Origin of the sequence: Ulvibacterium sp. (genome assembly GCF_028285715.1) — a bacterium.
Classification (GTDB): Bacteria; Bacteroidota; Bacteroidia; order Flavobacteriales; family Flavobacteriaceae; genus Ulvibacterium.
Genome location: NZ_JANQOO010000010.1, coordinates 427,594 through 447,734 on the forward strand (window position 1 = coordinate 427,594; position 20,141 = coordinate 447,734).

General features: G+C 42.1%; 19 protein-coding genes. 10 read left to right on the forward strand and 9 right to left on the reverse strand.

Annotated features, from left to right (window positions below; translation table 11 throughout):
* Positions 1–21: 21 nt before the first annotated feature.
* Positions 22–273, forward strand: coding sequence for a hypothetical protein (locus tag Q0993_RS05170; RefSeq protein WP_299530323.1), 252 nt, complete (start codon positions 22–24; stop codon positions 271–273).
* Between the two features lie 94 nt (positions 274–367).
* Entirely contained in the window at positions 368–562 is a 195-nt protein-coding gene (locus Q0993_RS05175; protein WP_299530325.1) for a cold-shock protein, read from the forward strand.
* Positions 563–631: 69 nt separating this feature from the next.
* Here Q0993_RS05175 and Q0993_RS05180 read toward each other — a convergent pair whose 3' ends face one another.
* Positions 632–1,081, reverse strand: coding sequence for a nucleoside deaminase (locus Q0993_RS05180; RefSeq protein WP_299530368.1), 450 nt, complete (start codon positions 1,079–1,081; stop codon positions 632–634).
* Positions 1,082–1,155: 74 nt separating this feature from the next.
* Between Q0993_RS05180 and Q0993_RS05185 the strand changes: the two genes are divergently transcribed.
* Positions 1,156–2,943 carry a 1-deoxy-D-xylulose-5-phosphate synthase gene (locus tag Q0993_RS05185; RefSeq protein WP_299530328.1) on the forward strand — a complete coding sequence of 596 codons (1,788 nt, stop codon included), beginning with the start codon at positions 1,156–1,158 and terminating at the stop codon, positions 2,941–2,943.
* Entirely contained in the window at positions 2,921–4,048 is a 1,128-nt protein-coding gene (locus Q0993_RS05190; RefSeq protein ID WP_299530330.1) for a DUF3078 domain-containing protein, read from the forward strand. The genes Q0993_RS05185 and Q0993_RS05190 overlap by 23 nt, the downstream gene beginning before the upstream one ends.
* Here Q0993_RS05190 and dgt read toward each other — a convergent pair.
* Positions 4,045–5,388: a dGTP triphosphohydrolase gene (gene dgt / locus Q0993_RS05195; protein WP_299530332.1), complete on the reverse strand. Its 1,344-nt coding sequence runs from the start codon at positions 5,386–5,388 to the stop codon at positions 4,045–4,047. The two genes, Q0993_RS05190 and dgt, sit on opposite strands and share 4 nt — an antisense overlap.
* A 176-nt stretch (positions 5,389–5,564) precedes the next feature.
* Between dgt and Q0993_RS05200 the strand changes: the two genes are divergently transcribed.
* The 3 genes from Q0993_RS05200 to Q0993_RS05210 all read left to right on the forward strand — a co-directional run bounded on the left by Q0993_RS05200 (position 5,565) and on the right by Q0993_RS05210 (position 9,920).
* On the forward strand, positions 5,565–5,963 hold the full coding sequence (locus Q0993_RS05200) for a carboxypeptidase-like regulatory domain-containing protein (RefSeq protein ID WP_299530334.1): 399 nt from the start codon (positions 5,565–5,567) through the stop codon (positions 5,961–5,963).
* Positions 5,964–6,465: 502 nt separating this feature from the next.
* Positions 6,466–8,718, forward strand: coding sequence for an inorganic phosphate transporter (locus Q0993_RS05205; RefSeq protein ID WP_299530336.1), 2,253 nt, complete (start codon positions 6,466–6,468; stop codon positions 8,716–8,718).
* Between the two features lie 215 nt (positions 8,719–8,933).
* Positions 8,934–9,920, forward strand: coding sequence for a CAP domain-containing protein (locus Q0993_RS05210; protein WP_299530337.1), 987 nt, complete (start codon positions 8,934–8,936; stop codon positions 9,918–9,920).
* Between the two features lie 10 nt (positions 9,921–9,930).
* Here Q0993_RS05210 and nadD read toward each other — a convergent pair whose 3' ends face one another.
* From nadD to Q0993_RS05240, 6 genes are all read right to left on the reverse strand, one after another.
* Complete coding sequence (gene nadD, locus Q0993_RS05215) at positions 9,931–10,515, reverse strand: nicotinate (nicotinamide) nucleotide adenylyltransferase (protein ID WP_299530338.1); 585 nt, start codon at positions 10,513–10,515, stop codon at positions 9,931–9,933.
* A 15-nt stretch (positions 10,516–10,530) separates the two neighbouring features.
* A complete protein-coding gene (gene gmk, locus Q0993_RS05220; protein WP_299530339.1) occupies positions 10,531–11,130 on the reverse strand; it encodes a guanylate kinase in 600 nt (199 codons plus the stop codon).
* On the reverse strand, positions 11,127–11,984 hold the full coding sequence (locus Q0993_RS05225; protein WP_299530340.1) for a YicC/YloC family endoribonuclease: 858 nt from the start codon (positions 11,982–11,984) through the stop codon (positions 11,127–11,129). Before Q0993_RS05225 ends, gmk begins: the two co-directional genes overlap by 4 nt.
* Before the next feature lie 37 nt (positions 11,985–12,021).
* Positions 12,022–12,837 carry a DUF1080 domain-containing protein gene (locus tag Q0993_RS05230; protein WP_299530341.1) on the reverse strand — a complete coding sequence of 272 codons (816 nt, stop codon included), beginning with the start codon at positions 12,835–12,837 and terminating at the stop codon, positions 12,022–12,024.
* A 103-nt stretch (positions 12,838–12,940) separates the two neighbouring features.
* Positions 12,941–13,699, reverse strand: a complete 759-nt coding sequence (locus tag Q0993_RS05235) for a DUF1080 domain-containing protein (protein WP_299530342.1) — start codon at positions 13,697–13,699, stop codon at positions 12,941–12,943.
* Between the two features lie 20 nt (positions 13,700–13,719).
* Positions 13,720–14,772, reverse strand: a complete 1,053-nt coding sequence (locus Q0993_RS05240) for a sugar phosphate isomerase/epimerase (RefSeq protein WP_299530344.1) — start codon at positions 14,770–14,772, stop codon at positions 13,720–13,722.
* A 160-nt stretch (positions 14,773–14,932) separates the two neighbouring features.
* Between Q0993_RS05240 and Q0993_RS05245 the strand changes: the two genes are divergently transcribed.
* Genes Q0993_RS05245 through Q0993_RS05255 form a run of 3 tightly spaced genes read left to right on the forward strand, consistent with a single transcriptional unit; the run spans position 14,933 to position 18,860 of the window.
* The gene (locus Q0993_RS05245) at positions 14,933–16,633 is read left to right on the forward strand and encodes a GMC oxidoreductase (RefSeq protein WP_299530346.1); all 1,701 of its coding nucleotides are present in this window, start codon (positions 14,933–14,935) and stop codon (positions 16,631–16,633) included.
* A gap of 9 nt (positions 16,634–16,642) precedes the next feature.
* A complete protein-coding gene (locus Q0993_RS05250; protein WP_299530348.1) occupies positions 16,643–18,352 on the forward strand; it encodes a GMC oxidoreductase in 1,710 nt (569 codons plus the stop codon).
* Between the two features lie 43 nt (positions 18,353–18,395).
* Positions 18,396–18,860: an ASCH domain-containing protein gene (locus Q0993_RS05255; protein WP_299530350.1), complete on the forward strand. Its 465-nt coding sequence runs from the start codon at positions 18,396–18,398 to the stop codon at positions 18,858–18,860.
* A gap of 103 nt (positions 18,861–18,963) precedes the next feature.
* Here Q0993_RS05255 and Q0993_RS05260 read toward each other — a convergent pair whose 3' ends face one another.
* Positions 18,964–20,103 carry a Gfo/Idh/MocA family oxidoreductase gene (locus Q0993_RS05260; RefSeq protein WP_299530352.1) on the reverse strand — a complete coding sequence of 380 codons (1,140 nt, stop codon included), beginning with the start codon at positions 20,101–20,103 and terminating at the stop codon, positions 18,964–18,966.
* Positions 20,104–20,141: the final 38 nt, after the last annotated feature.

Here is a 20,141-nt window from a genome sequence, read left to right on the forward strand (position 1 = left end):
TCTTTTTAATATTTTAGGTGGATGAAATACGTCATTATCCTTATTACCATTGCTTCATTTGCTTCTATTTTTTATGGGTTTTCCATCCAAGGGGAAGAACCCTTATTGGGCAACAAGTTCATTGGCTTTGGTACAGTTGGGCTTTTTCTTATTGCCATGCCCCTATTTTTGATAAAGGAGAGCAAGGGAAAAAAGATGAAGGATTATATGCTCAACGAGGAAAACATTCGAAAAATGCGAAGAAAAGAAAGTGAAAAGTCTGAAAACCAATGACTTTATCAATATTTGACCGAGAATCCCAGCCGATTTGCCTAAAAAAATTATACCTTAGTGAGACAAACATTTTTTCACAAATAATTTTAATTGAATGACCGGTACAGTAAAATTTTTTAATGACTCCAAAGGATATGGATTCATTACAAACGACGAAACGGGAAAAGACATCTTTGTTCATGCTACGGCATTGAATGGGGTTGAGCTAAACGAAGGCGACAAAGTAGAATACGTTGAAGAAGAAGGCAGAAAGGGTATGGTAGCTGCACAAGTGCAAGTATTAAGATAAGTATTGTATTATTGAATGGAATTGAAACCCTGGCGTACTGCCGGGGTTTTTTATCACAATACCAAACCCTTAGTTCAAATTCCTTTTTTGAATAAAGAAGCGTTTTAATAGAACGGAAGCTTCATTTTCCATTACCCCCCCAAGGACCTCTGTTTTCGGGTGTAGTTTTGCTCCCATAGCTGCAAATCCTCTTTTAGGGTCTTCAGCCCCGTACACTACTTTTGAAATTTGGCTCCAGTACAATGCCCCGGCACACATTTGACAAGGCTCCAAGGTCACATAGAGGGTACAATTTGTTAAGTACTTTCCTCCCAAAAAATTGGCTGCAGAGGTTATCGCCTGCATTTCTGCATGTGCCGTAACATCGTTCAATTGTTCGGTTAGATTATGCGCCCGCGCAATAATCCTCTCCTGCGTTACGATAACGGCTCCAATGGGCACCTCACCCTTCTCAAACGCTATATGGGCCTCCTCCAGGGCCTTCTTCATAAAGTACATATCATCAAAAGGCAAAACCATAGCGCCAAATGTACAATTTTGGGTCAAATTGTGAAGAGCCACACAACCATTTTACCGTACATTTGTCCCCGAAAATGAAAATACTTTCCCAAATAAATGCTCCAGAAGACTTGCGTGGGATTCCTATAGACGCTCTACCCCAGCTTGCCCAGGAGCTTAGGGATTTCATCATAGATATTGTAGCGGTCAAGGAAGGGCATCTCGGGGCGAGTCTGGGTGTAGTAGAACTTACCATTGCCCTCCACTATGTTTTTGATACCCCCAAGGATAAACTTATTTGGGATGTTGGACACCAGGCTTATGGGCATAAAATTTTGACGGGGCGAAAGGAAAGTTTCATTACCAACAGGCAATTAGGCGGTATCAGTGGATTCCCTAAAATTGAAGAAAGCGAGTATGACGCTTTTGGAACGGGGCATAGTTCAACTTCCATTTCAGCTATTCTGGGCATGGCGGTGGCCTCTAGATTAAAAGGCGAAATGAATAAAAACCATATTGCGGTAATCGGGGATGCATCCATTGCCAGCGGGATGGCTTTTGAAGGATTGAATCATGCCGGTGTTACCGATGTTGATGTTCTGATTATCCTTAATGATAACGCCATTGGAATAGACCCCAGTGTAGGTGCCTTAAAAAAATACCTGACCAACGTAAAAAGGGGTACGGCCAAGGACGAAAATATTTTTGAGTGTCTCAATTTTGATTATTCTGGACCCGTGGACGGTAACGATTTGCCAAATCTAATTGACGAATTGACGCGGTTAAAGTTGGTCCCTGGTCCCAAATTGTTGCACATAATCACTACCAAGGGAAAAGGACTGCAAAAAGCTGAAGAGAATCAGGTGACTTATCATGCCCCGGGAAAATTCGATAAATCCACAGGGGAAATACTTCCAAGACCTATTAAAAACGAGTATCCGAAATATCAAGATGTTTTTGGACATACCTTGGTCGAGCTCGCCAAGAAGAATCCTAAAATTGTGGGAATTACACCGGCCATGCCTACCGGTAGTTCTTTAAAATACATGATGGATGAGATTCCGAGTAGGGCCTTTGACGTAGGAATCGCCGAACAACATGCAGTTACGCTAGCGGCCGGTATGGCCTTAGAGGGCATGATTCCTTTTTGTAATATTTACTCTACCTTCCTTCAGCGTGCCTACGATCAGGTTATACATGATGTGGCCCTACAAAATCTACCCGTAATATTCTGTTTGGACCGCTCCGGTATTGTTGGCGAGGACGGTGCAACCCATCATGGTGTTTATGACATTGCATACTTGCGATGCATTCCCAACGTGATTATTTTTGCACCCATGAACGAAATGGAGCTTCGTAACATTATGTTTATGGCGCAGTTGGGGACGATGACCGGCCCCATTGCCATCCGCTATCCCAGAAGTAGGGGAACTACTATGGATTGGAAACGACCCTTCCAAGAGATAACGATCGGGTCTTCCCGAGAACTGAGAAAAGGAAGTAAAATTGCGATACTTTCAGTGGGCACTATAGGCAATAGGGTTGGCAAGGTTATTGATGAAAACGATAACGACCAACAAATAGGACATTATGATATGCGTTTTATAAAGCCCTTGGATACAAATCGCCTAGAGCACATTTTTCAAAACTACGCATATATTATAACCGTTGAAGATGGTTGCAAGGCCGGAGGATTTGGAAGTGCCATATTGGAAAAAGCCAATGAGATGGGATTTCATAAAAAAATTCATATCCTCGGCATAAATGATGTTTTTTTAGAGCATGGTACAGTAGATGAGCTCCATCAGTTGGCAGGGATAGACGCCACTGCCTTAAGAAATCTTTTAAATAGAATTTTTGATGCGCAACAAGAACCAACGTAACCTATCCTTTTTTCTTTTGTCCTTTAGCTTCACTATCGGATTTTTACTGGCCCAGGATCCCGTTCCTCCGGGCACACAATTGGATAGCATAGTGGTGGATACGACCGTTGTTGATACTATTGTGGTTCGCCGTATCCAAGAAAAGATAAAAAATATTCCTAGGGGCGTTAATCTAACTATTCCCGAGGTGTCGTTTAAAAAAACAAAGGCTCTTACGGAGAAGCCCAAAAGATTTCGTGTACCTTCTTTCTGGACCCGATTGAATAAGCTTGGGTTAAACCTAAGTGAAGTAGCCTTTGTAAACTGGAATGCGGGGGGAGACAATTCCATATCTGCCCTGGGCAATGCCAGTTTTGCCAGAAACTATAAATTTAGATATATCCAGTGGGACAACGAACTGCGTTTTCGATATGGAATAAATGTACAGGAAGGTCAACAAATACGGAAAACGGATGACCTGATCCGGTTTAGCTCCACATTTGGTTATCAAAGGGACACCATAAGCAATTGGTATTATTCCGTAAAAGCAAATTTTAATACCCAATTTTCCAATGGATTTAAATATCCGGATCGTACCACACCTATATCTCGATTTATGTCCCCAGGATATTCCTTTTTGGGAGCAGGAACCTCGTATATCACCAAAGACCAAAGATTCAATCTATACATTTCACCGGTAACCCAGAAGGCCACTTTTGTGTTCGACCAAGATTTGGCCGATAGAGGGGCATTTGGGGTGCAGAAAGCTATTTTTGACGCTGACGGAAACATAATACAGCAAGGGGAAAATGTTTTTTTGGAATTTGGCTTTCTGGTCAACAACACTTGGGAGACTCAATTGTCTAAAAATATGGGGCTGAAGCATCGGCTAAATTTGTATACTGATTATTTACGCAGATTTGGGAATGTTGATATAGATTGGGAACTCAACTTTAACCTTAAGGTCAATGAATATATAGTTACCACCATTGGCACCCATTTAATCTATGACGACGATATTTTGTTCGATGAGCAAGTAAATGCCGAAGGCGTTGTAATAGATCCGGGAGAGCCTAGGATACAGTTCAAGCAACTATTGGGTGTAGGGGTTTCCTATGATTTTTAAAGTTGTTTGCCCATAATCTTGTTATGTATATGGACGGCGGAACCATCTGAAAGACTGGCCACGTAACAAGAGGTATTTAATAGTATTTTATATAAGGATGTTTCCGTCTGCTGATAGAACTTGGGCAAAGTTTGTATCATCAATCTGTCATAATTGGAAAATTTGCCTTCCTTGCCCCGAACAAGTGCACCCGTATATACATCCAAAATATCTGAAATAATTCTATAACCGGCTATTTCCTTTTCCACCACCTCTTGGGAACGATAGACTTTATGGACGCTTAACGAAATTATATCGGCAATTTGAGCTTTGTACCTACTTTTGTCCAATAGGGAAGTATCAAATGAACCGTTAAGTATTTTCTCTTCGTTCTCAACAAAAACTTCAATGGCATCGCCTATTAGTGTATTAATGGCCAAAGCCCTGAGATAACTTAATCGGTCCTCTTTATATATCAATCCATTATACTTCTTGGTACTTATACTATCCTTAACCAATTTTATCAAATACTCCAACGCGAATTCCTCGGAAATAAGGCCAAGATTTATTCCATCCTCAAAATCAATTATGGTATAACAAATATCATCTGCGGCCTCCATAAGATAGGCCAAGGGATGTCTGGAAAAGGAAATACTTTCACCATTTGACGTGGATAATAGACCCAATTCTTGGGCAACTTCCCAAAAAAACCCTTTTTCGGACTGAAAAAACCCAAATTTCTTATCTGCGATATGTTGGGTAGGTTTCTTGGGAAGCGATTCTTTTGGATATTTCATAAAAGCCCCTAGCACCGCATAGCTAAGACGCAATCCACCTTCAACACCTTCTTTGGATTCGGACAACAACTTGAATCCATTGGCATTCCCTTCAAAATCAATCAGGTCCTGATATTCTTTTTTGGATAATGACGATTGGTATTTTTTTCCATTGCCATTTTTAAAATATTCACCTATCGCCTTTTCCCCGCTATGACCAAAAGGAGGATTCCCAATATCATGGGCCAGGGCAGCGGCGGCCACTATGGCCCCAAAATCATTGAATGTATATCCATGAACTTCGTGGAGGTGCGGATGCTTTTCCAATATGCGTTTCCCGGCTATCCTGCCTAAACTACGGCCTACTACGGATACTTCCAGACTATGGGTTAAACGGGTATGGACAAAATCAGTTTTAGACAAGGGAATAACTTGGGTCTTGTCCTGCAAACTCCGAAAAGCTGAGGAAAAAATAATCCGGTCATAGTCTACCTCAAATCCCAATCGGGTCTCATCCTGTTCCTTGCGTAATCTCTTATTGGTGTCACCATATCGCTTTAAGGAAAGTAAGCGTTCCCAATCCATGCTATTCCATTTAGGGGTGCAAGATACATCTTTTAACCATTTTCAGATTTCTTATCCCATCGATTGCCCAATAGCTAGCTAACGTTTAGTTAACCTTAAACAGTTTATTGATAACATATGCATAACCTTATCTTAAAACACTTCTGTTTTCTTTGCAGAAAACAGCGTTACCTAAGATGAAAAAAATAATTCTCATTGTTACATCCCTTTTTTCAACGGTCATTTTGGCCCAGCAGACCAGTTCTATATCCGGGAAGATTCTAGACAATGAACTTAATGGCGAGCCGATGCTATTTGCGGATGTTATGCTGAAAAATACGAAATGGAAAACACAGACCAATTTTCATGGTAATTTTGAAATTGAAGGAGTTGACCCAGGAAATTATGTTGTGGTAATTAGTTTTTTAGGTTATAATACCCTGGAAATTCCTATTGAGATAAAACCAAATAAAGTACTTCGAATAGAAAAAGGGTTAGATTCAAAAACCATCGATTCCGAATTGATTATGGTTTCCAGCACGGAATCCGAACCTTATGGGCCTCTAGTGTCCACAGAAAAAGAAACTCAAAAGTAGTTTAATACCCCACCATACTTAAAACTAACGGTTTGTATGAACCTGGCATATCCTTGGTCCTGTGATATCCCATTGTTTTTCTATCAAAGTTTTATTCCTTTGAAAACACAGAGCTAGCACCTAAGGTTAGGACATTATTGAATTTAGACCTCATATGGCATGTTTACCACAAAACCCCTAGTTCACATTAGTCGAACAATAAGTTAACAATAGATTTACATAAATGGCTCTTCGTAAAACCAAGGCTACTATTTCCCTTTGATTCCTTGTTAAAAATAAAGTCTATCATTTCATCTCTCCTTCCATCAAAACAGCAAAGAAAAACGGATTTTTCAATAACAGCCTATCAAAACTTCAACGGAATAGGTTCTCCAATAGCAATACAATCCAAAACCAAACCAATTTTCTTCCGCACGCCAGGAAATTAAGAAAACAACTTTCATAACTTTATTTTAACTTACTTGACAAATTATAATGTCATTTTTGTGCTTATTTGATGTTAATGGGCGAAAACATTTATCTGTTCATGATTATCGCTCTTGCTGTGCTGGCCATCACGGATCTGGTGGTAGGTGTAAGCAATGATGCCGTCAACTTTTTAAACTCAGCGATAGGCTCTAAGGCCATTTCCTTTAGGACCATTATGATTGTTGCGAGTGTTGGCATTGCCTTTGGGGCAATGTCTTCAAGCGGCATGATGGAAGTGGCAAGAAAAGGAATATTTAACCCTGGGGAATTTGTGTTTGCCGAAATCATGATCATATTTATGGCCGTCATGATTACCGATATCCTTTTGTTGGATTTCTTCAACACCTTGGGTATGCCAACTTCCACTACGGTATCTATCGTATTTGAATTGTTAGGTGCCGCCGTGGCTATTTCATTGATAAAAATTACGGCATTAGGTGGTGGGTTCGTTGATTTGGGTACGTATATCAACACTGAAAAAGCGACCGAGATTATTTTGGGCATCCTACTTTCGGTGGTAGTTGCCTTTTCCGTAGGTGCCTTTGTCCAATTTGCCTCACGTTTGCTTATTTCCTTTAAATTCAAGGAAAGACCCAAATGGATCGGGGCCATATTTGGTGGATTGGCCATTACATCCATAGTTTATTTCATCATAGTTAAAGGATTAAAAAGCGCCGATATTTTTGATCCTATCATTCTTGAGCACATTAGCTCTAATCCATTCCTCTTTATTCTTGAAAACTTTGTGGTCTGGACATTTATCTCGTGGTTGATTACTTCATTTTTTAAACTTAACATATACACCATAATCATTGTTCTCGGCACCTTCGCGTTGGCTATGGCTTTTGCGGGAAACGATCTGGTAAATTTTATTGGTGTTCCCTTGGCCGCACTTGAGTCGTATACGAGTTGGAGCCAAGCTGGGGTAACTGCTGAACAGTATACCATGGAAAGCCTGTCGCAAGCCGTGAGGACACCGACATTGCTTCTATTGCTATCCGGGGTCATTATGGTCATTACCCTTTGGTTTTCTTCTAAGGCAAGAAATGTGGTGAAAACCAGCGTAGACCTTTCAAGACAAGATGAGGGAGAAGAACGCTTCCAACCCAATTTCCTTTCCAGGCAAATTGTGAAATTTTCCATAAAGGCTACAGAAAACTTCTCAGGTATTCTGCCAATCTCCCTTAGATCCAAAATAGACAAGCGTTTTGAGAAGCCTTATGTGTATATTCCTAAAGTCCGGGCCCAAGATCTTCCAGCATTCGATTTGGTAAGGGCCTCCGTAAACCTTATGGTAGCCAGCGTGCTAATATCTATAGCAACTTCGATGAAATTGCCTTTGTCTACCACTTATGTCACTTTTATGGTAGCAATGGGCACCTCTCTGGCCGATAGGGCTTGGGGACCAGAAAGTGCGGTTTACCGTGTTGCCGGCGTGCTCAATGTAATAGGTGGATGGTTCTTCACGGCCATAAGTGCTTTTACGGCTGCGGCAATAATAGCATACCTTATTCATTTGGGGGGAATTGTAGCCATAGTGATTTTGCTCATTACCGCCTTTTTGCTCATTGGAAAAAATTACCTTTCCCACACAAAAAAAGTAAAGGAAAATAAGATTGAGGAAAGACTGCAAAAAGCGGAAAGCAGTTCTATAAAGGAACTAATTGAAGAAAGTGCGGACAACATTGCACTTACTATGAAAAGAGCCAACAAAATATATACCTATTGCATTGATGGTCTAGCAAAGCACGACATAGAACGATTGAAAAAAAGTAGACGAAGTATCTCCAAATTGGATAAGGAGGTAGAAGAATTAAAGGATAATATCTTTTATTTTATTAAGAACTTGGATGAATCAAGTGTAGGGACAAGTAATTTTTACATTACCATGTTAAACTACCTGGAAGATATGACCCAATCTTTGGAGTATATTTCCAAGGCTGGATATAAACACGTGAACAACAATCATAAAAAACTGCGTTTCAATCAAATAAAGGATTTGAAGGAAACAGACCAATATGTTAGCAATCTTTTTTCCAAGGTAACCCAAATCTTTGAAACCAAGGAGTACGTTGGCCTTACCAGTTTGATCATCCATAAACAGAGTCTTTTTGACCATATCAATAAAAAAATAGAAAAACAGGTTACCCGAACAAGGGTTGATGAAACCAGCCCAAAAAACACAGCACTATATTTTAGCCTTCTATCGGAAACCAAAGACCTACTTACCGCAACTTTGAACCTTTTGGAGATTTATGACGGTCATGTTAATGCCGTTACCGTCTAGTCCGGCGAAAACCCCCTCCTTATTTCAAATTTCAGAAACGGTTCGTGATAGGCCCATCCAATGAGCTTCATCGAAGTACATCTATTGGAGTATTTCCCAACACCATTTAACATAGTGCTGTCCTTGTTCCGTTAACCCAATTGTCCGTTTATCGAAAAGTTTTGTGCTTTTTGAAAATTCCTTCGTTTAAGTTGTACACCAAAACGATTTCTAACATGCAATTGCCCCATAAATTATTCTTATCCCTACTTATTTGTGTTTTCATAATAGCGGCTTGTAGTAAGGAAACTTCGCCCGACATTGATGATAGTACCGACGATGGGCAAATTGTGGATGACGGCACCGATAACGAACAAGCTCCATTGGATAACTCGGCCAGATTAACGGCCAAGGCACTCTACGAGGACTACTATTTAGCTTCCGCCAACACCAATGAAGATGTTCCCTGGACCGGGGATGAACCCTCCTGCAATGCAGGCTCTGTACCTCAAGGCACAAAAGAAAAAATCTTTATGCGCTTGGCCTATTTCAGAAAAGCGGTGGGGCTAAACAATGATATAACGGAAAATGCCACAAAGAGTGAAAAGGCCCAGGAGTCCGCCCTTATGATGCATGCCAATGGAACTTTGGACCATTCACCTCCCAATAGTTGGAAGTGCTTCAGTGAAGACGGTAAGGAAGGTGCTGGAAATTCGTTGTTGGCCATGGCCAGAAATGCCCCGGCAATTGATGCATACATCCGAGACCATGGATCCAGTAATGGTCCGGTAGGTCATAGAAGATGGCTGCTATGGCCACGATTGCAGGAAATTGGTGTCGGTAATACGGAAAGGGCCAACGCCATTTGGGTGCTTGGGAATGCAGGCTCGCCACCTGAGGACGAACCTGAATTCATTGCATGGCCGCCTTCAGGATACATTCCCAGTAATCTGGTGTATCCACGCTGGTCGTTCTCTATACGAAACGCTGATTTTACAGCTACCAAAGTCTCCATGATGGATGAAAATGGCGAATCCCTGTCGTTATCCTTGGAAGAATTGGACAATGCCTTTGGTGATCGTACCATTGTCTGGGTGCCCGAAGGTATAAACACTGGTGAATCTCAGGATATATCCTATACAGTAACCTTGGAGGATGTTAATCTCAATGGAGAAATGAGGAATTTCACTTATGAAGTTACGCTTTTTGAAGTGAACAATTAGGATTTCTGTATTACCTATAAAAATTCATTTCATCCATATATTCCCAAACAGCTTCCGGGAGCAGTGGCCTTACATTTTTTCCGGCCCTGTGATTTTTACGGATAAAGGTAGAGGAGATTTCCATTACGGGGGCATCAATATGATGGATTTTGGGGTGCTCCCGAAGTTTATTCTCTACAGTTCCCTTCGAAATTCTGGGATAAATATAAAGGGCATGATTCTCTAAAATGACCTCATAATTTTTCCATTTATGAAATCCTTTGAGATTGTCCTCGCCCATTAACAAGGAAAATACATGGTCACGGTCATATTTCTCATCCAAACGTACCAAGGTATCGATTGTATAGTTGGGTTGGGGCAAATCAAATTCTATCTTGCTTGGTTTAAGGCTGGGGTATTCCTTTACTGCTTCGAATACCATTTGATACCGATGATGGTTATCCAAAAGTGTCTGTTTGGTCTTAAAAGGGCTCCTTGGGGTAATTACAAACCAGACCTCGTCCAAGTCAGAAAACTCTACCATGTGGTTGGCGATAACCAAGTGGCCGATATGAATGGGGTTAAATGTGCCGAAATAAAGGCCAATTTGTTTCAACTTTAAATGATTTCTTTAGTCTCCGTTTTCCAATGCCGTTGTTTTCCCGATAAATTCTGCGACAAGATTATGGGCTTCTGTGAGAGCTTGGTCCAAATCGTAATTTTTGATAATCTTATCAAATTGCGGGGCAGTGGCCATTTCTACGGATGCTTTTGCAATACGCATATTAATCTTGTCATCACTTTCCGTGCTCCGTTTTTTTAATCTAATCTTTAGTTCATCCACACTGGGCGGTTTTACAAAAACGGCAAGTGTCCTTTCCGGGTACTTCTTTTTTATCCTGAGTCCACCCACCACATCAATATCAAAGATTACGTTCTTGCCTTCGGACCACAGTCTTTCTACCTCACTTTTTAGTGTTCCATAAAAATTATCGCGGTATACCTCTTCCCATTCAAGAAAATCATCGTTCTTAATGTGCTTTTTAAATTCGGAAACGGACATAAAATAGTAATGCTTTCCCTGCTTTTCCTTTCCCCTTCTTTGTCTGGAAGTCGCGGATACCGAAAAGGCCAGATTCAAATCCGGCTGCGCTAAAAGGTAACGTACAATTGTAGTCTTACCACTCCCGGAAGGTGCCGAAAATATAATCAATTTGCCCCCTTTCGTCATAAAACGTTCAACATTTGTTCCTTTATCTTTTCCAACTCATCCTTCATTTGAACAACCAATTGTTGCATGGGGGCATAATTGGCCTTTGACCCTATAGTATTGATTTCACGGCCTATTTCCTGACATATAAAACCAAGTTTTTTACCATTGGAATCCTTTGAACCCAACGTAGTGGAGAAGTAGTTTAAATGATTGGTAAGCCGAACTTTTTCCTCGGTAATATCATATTTCTCCAAATAATAAATTAGCTCCTGCTCAAATCGGTTGGCATCCACATCCGACTTCAAATCAGCTACAGCTTTTTCCAAACGTTCCCTAATTGTGGATTGCCGCTCTGGATCCATGGCCTTCACCTCCTCCAAAAGGGATTCCAAAGTAGTTATGCGTTCCGCAAAATCCTTTTCCAGTATTTGTCCCTCTTGGGAGCGGAATTTCTGTATTTCGGAAATCGCTTTTTTTAATGCTTCAAGGATGGCGGCATATTCGTCATCATCAATATCGTCCTTGTCCGTTTTTAAGGAATCCGGCAGTCGCAGGGCCATTTCCATAAGAAGAACATCCTCTCCTTGGGCAATGGACTTTAATTGTTTCATGTACTGCCGTACTACGCCTTCATTTATCTGGGCCGAAGTCTCATCGCCGGTGTACTCTATATAAAGCCCAAAATCAACTTTGCCTCTGGTCAATTCATTAGCAATAAGCTTTCGGAGTTCCAATTCTTTTTCGCGGTATGCCGAAGGCATTCGGGCATTCAAATCCAAGCTCTTACTATTGAGTGATTTTAATTCAATAGTAATTTTTTTTGTAGGAAGCTGTATCACATGCTTCCCAAAGCCGGTCATGGATTGAATCATATGTATGTTTTAATGGCTGAGTATCCAAGTGATAGGGTCACAGTTCCCGTACCCAAATATTTCTATATCTGACCCGACTGTCATCTCCATGATCCTGAAGTTTTAACGGTCCTTTGCCATGCGGCGGGTTTTTGGGCCATCCTATATACGGTGTGGTACCCTTAATTTCCGTATGGTCCTGAATCAATACGCCATTGTGGATAACGGTAATGGTACCCGATTTTGTTTTTTTGCCCTCCGCATTAAACTCAGGTGCATGATAGATAATATCGTAGGTGTTCCATTCCCCGGTAGCTACCGAGGCCATGGCCAATGGTGGTCCCTGCTTGTAAATGGATCCTACTTGACCGTTGATGTAAGTGGGATTATCATTTTGATCTAAAACCTGTATTTCATAGAGGCCACTGATAAAAATACCGCTATTTCCCCTGTTTTGGTTCGTACGTTGAACCGGTAAAGGCGATCGCCATTCAATGTGCAGTTGCATATCCCCAAACTTTTGTTTGGTCTGTATATCCCCTGTTCTATCGGCAACGGTCATACTTCCGTCATCGTTCAAATGCCATGGAACGGGAGAAGTGCCATCTTTTGAGCTCACCCAACCATCAAAACTAGTACCGTCAAAAAGAACAATGGCATCGCTCGGTGGACTCCCATTTGTTCCAGGAGTAACTTTAGGAACCTTAGGCTCATAGAATTCCGTGGCCTCTGGCTTGGTCGGCTCCGGACCCTCATATTCCGGATGTACGATTACCCCATCTCTTAATATTCCCGGGGTCTCCCCCACTATGGCTTCTTGTCCAGATACAACGTAAATTGAAAAAAATGTGATTAATGTGAGTAGTTTTTTCATGAATAAAGTATTAGTAAGGCAATTCAATCCTTAGTATTTATCTTTTTACAGCGTTATCTTGCAAAGGTCCGGGTTCCAATTCAAATGCCCTAGCCTTCTCCCGCTATAACTCCTTGATCTTTATGTTACGGAAGGCTACCCCATCTCCATGGTCCTGTAATCCAATTTTACCGGTGGTATGCTTCCCAAAATGCTCCCAATCCGCAAATTTCGAATCGGCCACCATGGCGCTCCATTCGGAATTGTTCACGGGAAACTCAACTATTTTCTCCCCGTTTAGCGAAACACTTCCCTTATTTGTTTTATGATTAATGGTCAATACACAGATGTTCCACTCTCCAATCGGCTTGGTAACATCCTTAGATGGGGAAACCATGTCGTACAAGGCCCCGGCTTGATGGCTCGTTCCATTTTTGCCATCAGGATGTTTCTCATTGTCGAGCACCTGTATTTCAGGCCCGGTTTGATACGGTTGTTTAAGCGAAGGCATCTCCGCAACACCCCAAAAGATACCACTATTGCCTCCTTCGGCAATCCTCCATTCCAGGGAAAGCTCAAAATCGGTAAATTCTTTTTCTGTCACCAGGTTATAACTATCCCCTTTTTTTCGATCCTGAGGAGGATAAAAGACCATGGCTCCATCCTCCAATTTCCAATGTTCGGAAACATCTTCCTTTAGATATTCTTTCCATCCATCGAAAGAGGAGCCATCAAAAAGAACAATCCATTCTTCGTTCCCGGCAGTTGTAACATCCTCTTCTGAAATGGCCTCACCCGTGGCCTCTTCCATAGATGTTTTTGCTTTCTCCTTGCACCCCAAAGCAAATAGGGTTACGAGCATAATACCAAAAAGCTGTTTCATGGTTTAAGTTTTAGCGGTTTTTAAATTCCTAGTATTTTTTTTAGCACTTCCTTGTCCGTCTCGCCTCCCGCGAAATCGTCAAATGTCCTTTGCGTAGCTTCGATAATATGGTCTTGAATAAAGATGGCACCTTCCCTGGCACCTTGCTCAGGGCTTTTAATGCAACATTCCCACTCCATTACGGCCCAAACATCACAGCCGTATTGCGTTAGTTTGGAGAAAATGGTTTTAAAGTCTATTTGGCCATCGCCAAGGGAACGGAAACGACCGGCACGATTCTCCCAATCATTATATCCACCATAGACTCCTTTTTTGCCCGTTGGGTTGAATTCGGAATCCTTTACATGAAAAGACTTGATAAACTCATGATAAAAGTCTATATAGGCTATATAATCCAATTGCTGAAGTACAAAATGGCTAGGGTCATAAAGTAAATTGACTCTTTTGTGGTTTCCTGTGGCTTTCAAAAAACGCTCAAAGGTATCCCCATCATGTAAATCCTCCCCAGGGTGTATTTCGTAGCAAACATCTACCCCTTCCTCATCAAAATGATCCAAAATGGGTTTCCACCGCTTGGCCAATTCCTCAAAGCCCATCTCCACAAGTCCAGGGGGCTGCTGGGGCCAAGGATATGAGGTATGCCATAAAAGGGATCCGGAAAAAGTAGCATGTGCAGTAATGCCCAACCTTCTGCTCGCTGTTCCGGCCTTCTTGACCACATCTACCGCCCACTCTGTGCGGGCCTTGGGATTGTTCCTTACCTGGTCTGGTGCAAAACCATCGAACATGATATCAAAGGCAGGATGTACCGCAACCAATTGACCTTGCAAATGTGTGGATAGTTCGGTAATTTCCAATCCATATGAATTTACCTTTCCCTTGAGTTCATCACAATAGGTTTGGCTTTCTGCGGCCTTGTCCAAATCGATTAAAAAGCTTTCCCATGTAGGAATTTGAATTCCTTTATAACCCAAATCGGCCGCCCATTGGCACATGCCGTCCAGCGAGTTAAAAGGTGCCTTGTTATCTACAAATTGTGCCAAAAAAACGGCAGGTCCTTTAATTGTCTTCATCGGTAAACTATTCTATGTTAATTTGATTATGATTTTTATATTTTGCGGAAGTGTCAGAATAAATCCTATATTTAGTTTTCTAAAATTCCCCTAGTTTCTGCTTTGCTTCGGGAAATCATAAATATAGGAAAACCATCAGAATTAAAATAAGAAATCCAAGATGAATCAAGAAGAAGTATATGATGCCATTGTGGTAGGAACGGGCATTAGTGGAGGCTGGGCTGCAAAGGAGCTCTGCGAGAATGGCTTAAAGACCTTGGTATTGGAAAGGGGAAGAATGGTGGAACACATTAAAGACTATCCCACAATGAATATGGATGCTTGGGATTTTCCTTTTAAAAAAGAACTTTCCGTTGAGGATAGGAAAAAGTATTATAAGCAACTGCGGGTCAATTGGGCTCCTAAGGACGATGTAAAACACTTTTTTGTAAATGACCTTGAACATCCGTATGTAGAGACCAAACGCTTTGACTGGATTCGTGGTTATCATGTGGGTGGTAGATCCCTGACATGGGGACGGCAAAGCTATCGTTGGAGCGATATCGATTTTGAGGCCAATAAAAAGGATGGGTATGGTGTGGATTGGCCTGTACGCTACAAAGATATTGCCCCATGGTACGATAAAGTTGAGGAATACATTGGGGTAAGTGGGGAGAACTTGGGATTGAAACAATTGCCCGATGGCAGGTTTCAACCCCCAATGGATTTGATCTGTGGCGAGGACGACCTCAAAAAGACAATGGCCGAAAAATATGACGATGGCCGTTTACTAACCATTGGACGGGTGGCTCATATTACGGATAAGCAGGCCAAGGTTGAAGGACGGAATCCTTGCCAGTACAGAAATAGATGCTGGCGAGGTTGTCCATTTGGCGGATATTTTAGTAGCAACTCCTCCACACTTCCAGCTGCCGAGCGAACAGGGAATATGACATTGAGGCCCAATTCCATTGTTCATGAAGTCATATATGATGGAGCCTCCGGAAGAGCAACAGGCGTAAAGGTCGTTGACACGGAGACCCATGAAAAGATGGAATTTAAGGCACGGGTCATTTTTCTTTGTGCCTCCGCGATGGCCTCGGTTGGAATCTTATTAAAATCCAAATCCGATCGTTTTCCCAATGGTATGGGCAATGATTCCGGGATGCTTGGCAGGAATATCATGGATCATCATTATAAACTAGGCGCTACTGCTAAAATAGACGGCTATTTGGATAAGTATTATAAGGGCAGGCGACCCAACGGATTTTATATTCCCCGGTGGGTAAATTTAAGCGAAAAGACCAAGCGCGATTATCTTCGAGGTTTCGGATATCAAGGCAGCGCCAGTAGGGAAGATTGGTCCGCCTCCATTAAGGAGATGGGCTATGGAAAAAATTTAAAAGACTCTATATTAAAACCTGGAAACTGGCAAATTGGAGTTACTGGTTTCGGGGAGTTTCTTCCCTATGATGACAATAAAGTGACTTTAAGTACTACCGAAAAAGATCAATGGGGATTGCCCCAACTTGATTTTGATGTGGAGTTCAAGGAAAATGAATACAGAATGCGAGAGGATATTATACGCGAAGTATTGGATATGTTTACCAAGGCCGGTTTTAAGGATGTACAACCCTATGAGGAATCTACCGGTCCAGGTTTGGGAATCCATGAAATGGGCGGAGCCCGGATGGGACATCATCCCACTACTTCAGTTACGAACAAAAACAATCAAGTACATGCGGTTCCCAATGTTTATATTACCGATGGGGCCTTTATGAGTTCGGCAAGCTGTGTAAATCCTTCCCTAACCTATATGGCCTTCACGGCAAGGGCGGCCAACCATGCGGCAGGACAATTCAAGGCCGGAAAGTTTTCATAAACCCCGAACATGTCAGCAAATCCAAATACAATATATGATGCCATAGTGGTAGGCACCGGAATTAGTGGAGGCTGGGCAGCCAAGGAACTTTGTGAGAATGGTTTAAAAACATTGGTCCTGGAACGGGGAAGAATGGTAAAGCATATTGAAGATTACCCAACCATGAATGACGATCCATGGGATTATGAATTCAGGGGCAATCTCACTCGTGAGGAAAAGCAAATCTTTTCCTTATTGCCGAGAGGTAGTGTGAACAGACAGCGTGAAGCCAAGCATTTTTTTGTCAATGCCTATGACCATCCCTATGAAGAAACCAAAAATTTTGATTGGATCAGGGGTTATCAGGTAGGTGGCCGATCATTGACTTGGGGACGGCAAAGCTACCGATGGAGCGATATTGATTTTGAGGCCAATAAGAAAGATGGGCATGGTGTAGATTGGCCCATACGCTATAAGGACATTGCCCCATGGTATGATAAGGTGGAGGAATACATTGGGGTAAGTGGGGAAAGCCTGGGATTAAAACAATTACCCGATGGTAAATTTCAACCTCCCATGTCGCTTAATTGTGTAGAAAAGGAACTTCAGGCCAATATGTCCAAAAATTTTGATGATGGACGCTTACTTACAATTGGTAGAGCGGCCCATATTACGGAAAAAACGACTGATTTTGAAAATAGGGGGCCCTGCCAATACCGAAATAGGTGCAAGCGAGGTTGCCCTTTTGGGGGATATTTTAGCAGTAACTCTTCCACGCTTCCAGCTGCGGAAAGAACGGGGAACATGACGCTCCGTCCAAATTCCATTGTGCATGAAATCATTTATGACGAAACTGTGCAGAAAGCCGTCGGTGTTCGTGTTATTGACACCGAGACCCATGAAGAACTTGAATTTAAAGCCATGGCGATTTTTTTATGTGCTTCGGCTATGTCATCCGTAGGTATTTTGTTGAAATCGAAATCCAATCGTTTTCCCAATGGAATGGGCAATGATTCTGGAAAGCTAGGAACCAATATTATGGACCACCATTTTAAAGTGGGTGCAAGTGCCACGGTAAATGGCTATTTGGACAAATATTATAAAGGACGAAGGCCCAATGGCTTTTATATTCCCAGATTCACAAATCTCGGTGGGAACACTGAGCGCCAGAGCTATTTACGTGGATTCGGCTACCAAGGAGGCGCCAGTAGAAACAATTGGTCCAATTTGATTGCAGAAGCAGTTTACGGAAATAAGTTAAAAGAAGCCATCCTTAAACCAGGGCAGTGGCAGATCGGGATGACCGCCTTTGGGGAATTTTTGCCCTATGATGACAATAAGGTAACATTAAGTTCCGTTAAAAAAGACCAGTGGGGCCTGCCTTTATTGGACTTTGACGTGGAGTTGAAAACAAATGAGCTTGAGATGCGGAAGGACATGATGAACGAGGCCATTACCATTTTTAAGAAAGCCGGATTTGTGGATGTTGAGGGATATGATGCGACTTCCAATCCTGGATCGGCCATTCATGAAATGGGAGGCGCCAGAATGGGTCACGACCCAAAAACATCAGTGGTGAACAAGAACAATCAAGTACATGCCGTTAAAAATGTATATGTTACCGATGGAGCCTTTATGGCTTCTTCAAGTTGTGTGAACCCATCCTTAACATATATGGCGTTTACGGCAAGAGCGGCCAATCATGCAGCCGAACAATTGAAAAATAAAACTATTTTCTAGATAGAAATTATGAGCGTATTTTGCGATACCAAAACACTGAGCAATGGACAACGCTTCCGCTAGAAATATGTGGGGCGACTTTTTGGATGCCCATTTGGAATTTGCCTTTGTAGACGCACCGAACGTCATCCATTTTTGTGACAACAAGGCAGATGCGAATGAATGTGCTGAACTGGTGAAAAGAGGGATTAAAAAGGCCACCTCCGATTCATTATTGGGACTCCAATACCGAAAGGAGACCTTACCTAAAATTGGCGATTTCATTGTTGTTACCAATTGGGAAGGCAAAGCACAGTGTATTGTGAGGCTCACCAAAGTCTCATTTAAACCCTACTTCAGTATCGACCGGGAATATGCCAAACTTGAAGGCGAAGGCGATAAATCACTGGAGTATTGGAAACGTGTACATTGGGAATATTACATCCGGGAGTTGGAGCCCTTTGGGCGAGTCCCCAGGGATAGTATGATTATTGTATGCCAAGAATTTGAAAAAGTTTTTGAGCGATAGCCCTAAATCGTTTATAGTCTGCACTTTTACTGATAAGGCCCTAAAAGTCAAAACTTTTAGGGCCTTATCATCTTTATGGTTTTTCGATACGTTTTTGCCAAAATCAGCTCTCCATCTCCACCCAAACATTGCCTCCCTTATGGGATTCTACTGTAGCTTCGATGAAATTCATGCCGCGGACGCCGTCCAGCATGGTGGGAAATTCCCCATCATTATATTGCTCTCCCCTTATGGCCCTGGCCGCTCCTAAATAAATGTTGGCCATGGAATCGAATATACCTTCGGGATGCCCTGGCGGTAGTTTCGTACCATCTAGGGACAGTTCAGAATTGTAGGCATGCCCAGGTTTGTATACTTGGGTGGGTTCGGTATCACTCATCCTATACAGGAAATTAGGCTTTTCCTGTTCCCATCGGAACGCGGCCTTTTCACCATAGATAGCTATGGCCAGTCCGTTTTCCTCCCCAGTAGCTACCTGGCTTCCACGGATAACCCCTTTAACGTGATCATCCATTCGAACAAGGACCGTACCGTCCACATCCATCTTATTGTCTTCGTACAAATAGTTAAAATCGCACAATAGGGATTTTATCCGAAGTCCCGTGGTATATTCCACTAAATTAAAGGCGTGCACCCCAATATCTCCCATACAGGAACTGATTCCTGCTTTTTCAGGATCTAAGCGCCATACCGATGATCGCTTTTCCTTATCATGGATAATAGTATTGATCCAACCCTGATAATACCGGGCATCTACCTTGTGAATTTTTCCCAAAGCCCCGGATTTAATCATTTCACGCATTTGACGCACCATAGGATAACCGGTATAGGTATGGGTAAGGGCAAATACCGTTCCCGCCTTTTCGTGCGCCTCCTGTAATATTTTTGCCTCTTCCAAGGTGGTGGTCATCGGCTTTTCACAAATAACGTGAAATCCGTTATCCAGCAATTTTTTGGCCATGGGAAAATGCAGGAAATTGGGGGTTTGTACCGAACAGACCTGAATACGCTCTTCTTCGGGCAATTTCATTTCTCCCTCGATAAAAGCATCAAAATCCTTGTAAATACGGTCGGTAGGAACATCTATTTCCTTGGCGAAACCTATGTTCTCTTCATAAACCGGATTGAAAACTGCTCCTACTATTTCATAATTGTCATTGATATGGGAAGCGACCCGGTGCAAAACTCCTATGAGAGAATCCCCGCCCCCTCCTAAAATTCCTAATCTAATCTTCTTTGGCATAATGGTAATACTTTAAAATAGGTGTTGATTTTTATGTG

Coding starts and splice junctions, on each gene's coding strand:
- Q0993_RS05170 (WP_299530323.1), top strand. CDS start 22: ATGAAATACGTCATTATCCTTATTACCATTGCTTCATTTGCTTCTATT.
- Q0993_RS05175 (WP_299530325.1), top strand. CDS start 368: ATGACCGGTACAGTAAAATTTTTTAATGACTCCAAAGGATATGGATTC.
- Q0993_RS05180 (WP_299530368.1), bottom strand. CDS start 1,081: ATGGTTTTGCCTTTTGATGATATGTACTTTATGAAGAAGGCCCTGGAG.
- Q0993_RS05185 (WP_299530328.1), top strand. CDS start 1,156: ATGAAAATACTTTCCCAAATAAATGCTCCAGAAGACTTGCGTGGGATT.
- Q0993_RS05190 (WP_299530330.1), top strand. CDS start 2,921: ATGCGCAACAAGAACCAACGTAACCTATCCTTTTTTCTTTTGTCCTTT.
- dgt (WP_299530332.1), bottom strand. CDS start 5,388: ATGGATTGGGAACGCTTACTTTCCTTAAAGCGATATGGTGACACCAAT.
- Q0993_RS05200 (WP_299530334.1), top strand. CDS start 5,565: ATGAAAAAAATAATTCTCATTGTTACATCCCTTTTTTCAACGGTCATT.
- Q0993_RS05205 (WP_299530336.1), top strand. CDS start 6,466: ATGGGCGAAAACATTTATCTGTTCATGATTATCGCTCTTGCTGTGCTG.
- Q0993_RS05210 (WP_299530337.1), top strand. CDS start 8,934: ATGCAATTGCCCCATAAATTATTCTTATCCCTACTTATTTGTGTTTTC.
- gmk (WP_299530339.1), bottom strand. CDS start 11,130: ATGACGAAAGGGGGCAAATTGATTATATTTTCGGCACCTTCCGGGAGT.
- Q0993_RS05225 (WP_299530340.1), bottom strand. CDS start 11,984: ATGATTCAATCCATGACCGGCTTTGGGAAGCATGTGATACAGCTTCCT.
- Q0993_RS05230 (WP_299530341.1), bottom strand. CDS start 12,837: ATGAAAAAACTACTCACATTAATCACATTTTTTTCAATTTACGTTGTA.
- Q0993_RS05235 (WP_299530342.1), bottom strand. CDS start 13,699: ATGAAACAGCTTTTTGGTATTATGCTCGTAACCCTATTTGCTTTGGGG.
- Q0993_RS05240 (WP_299530344.1), bottom strand. CDS start 14,772: ATGAAGACAATTAAAGGACCTGCCGTTTTTTTGGCACAATTTGTAGAT.
- Q0993_RS05245 (WP_299530346.1), top strand. CDS start 14,933: ATGAATCAAGAAGAAGTATATGATGCCATTGTGGTAGGAACGGGCATT.
- Q0993_RS05250 (WP_299530348.1), top strand. CDS start 16,643: ATGTCAGCAAATCCAAATACAATATATGATGCCATAGTGGTAGGCACC.
- Q0993_RS05255 (WP_299530350.1), top strand. CDS start 18,396: ATGGACAACGCTTCCGCTAGAAATATGTGGGGCGACTTTTTGGATGCC.
- Q0993_RS05260 (WP_299530352.1), bottom strand. CDS start 20,103: ATGCCAAAGAAGATTAGATTAGGAATTTTAGGAGGGGGCGGGGATTCT.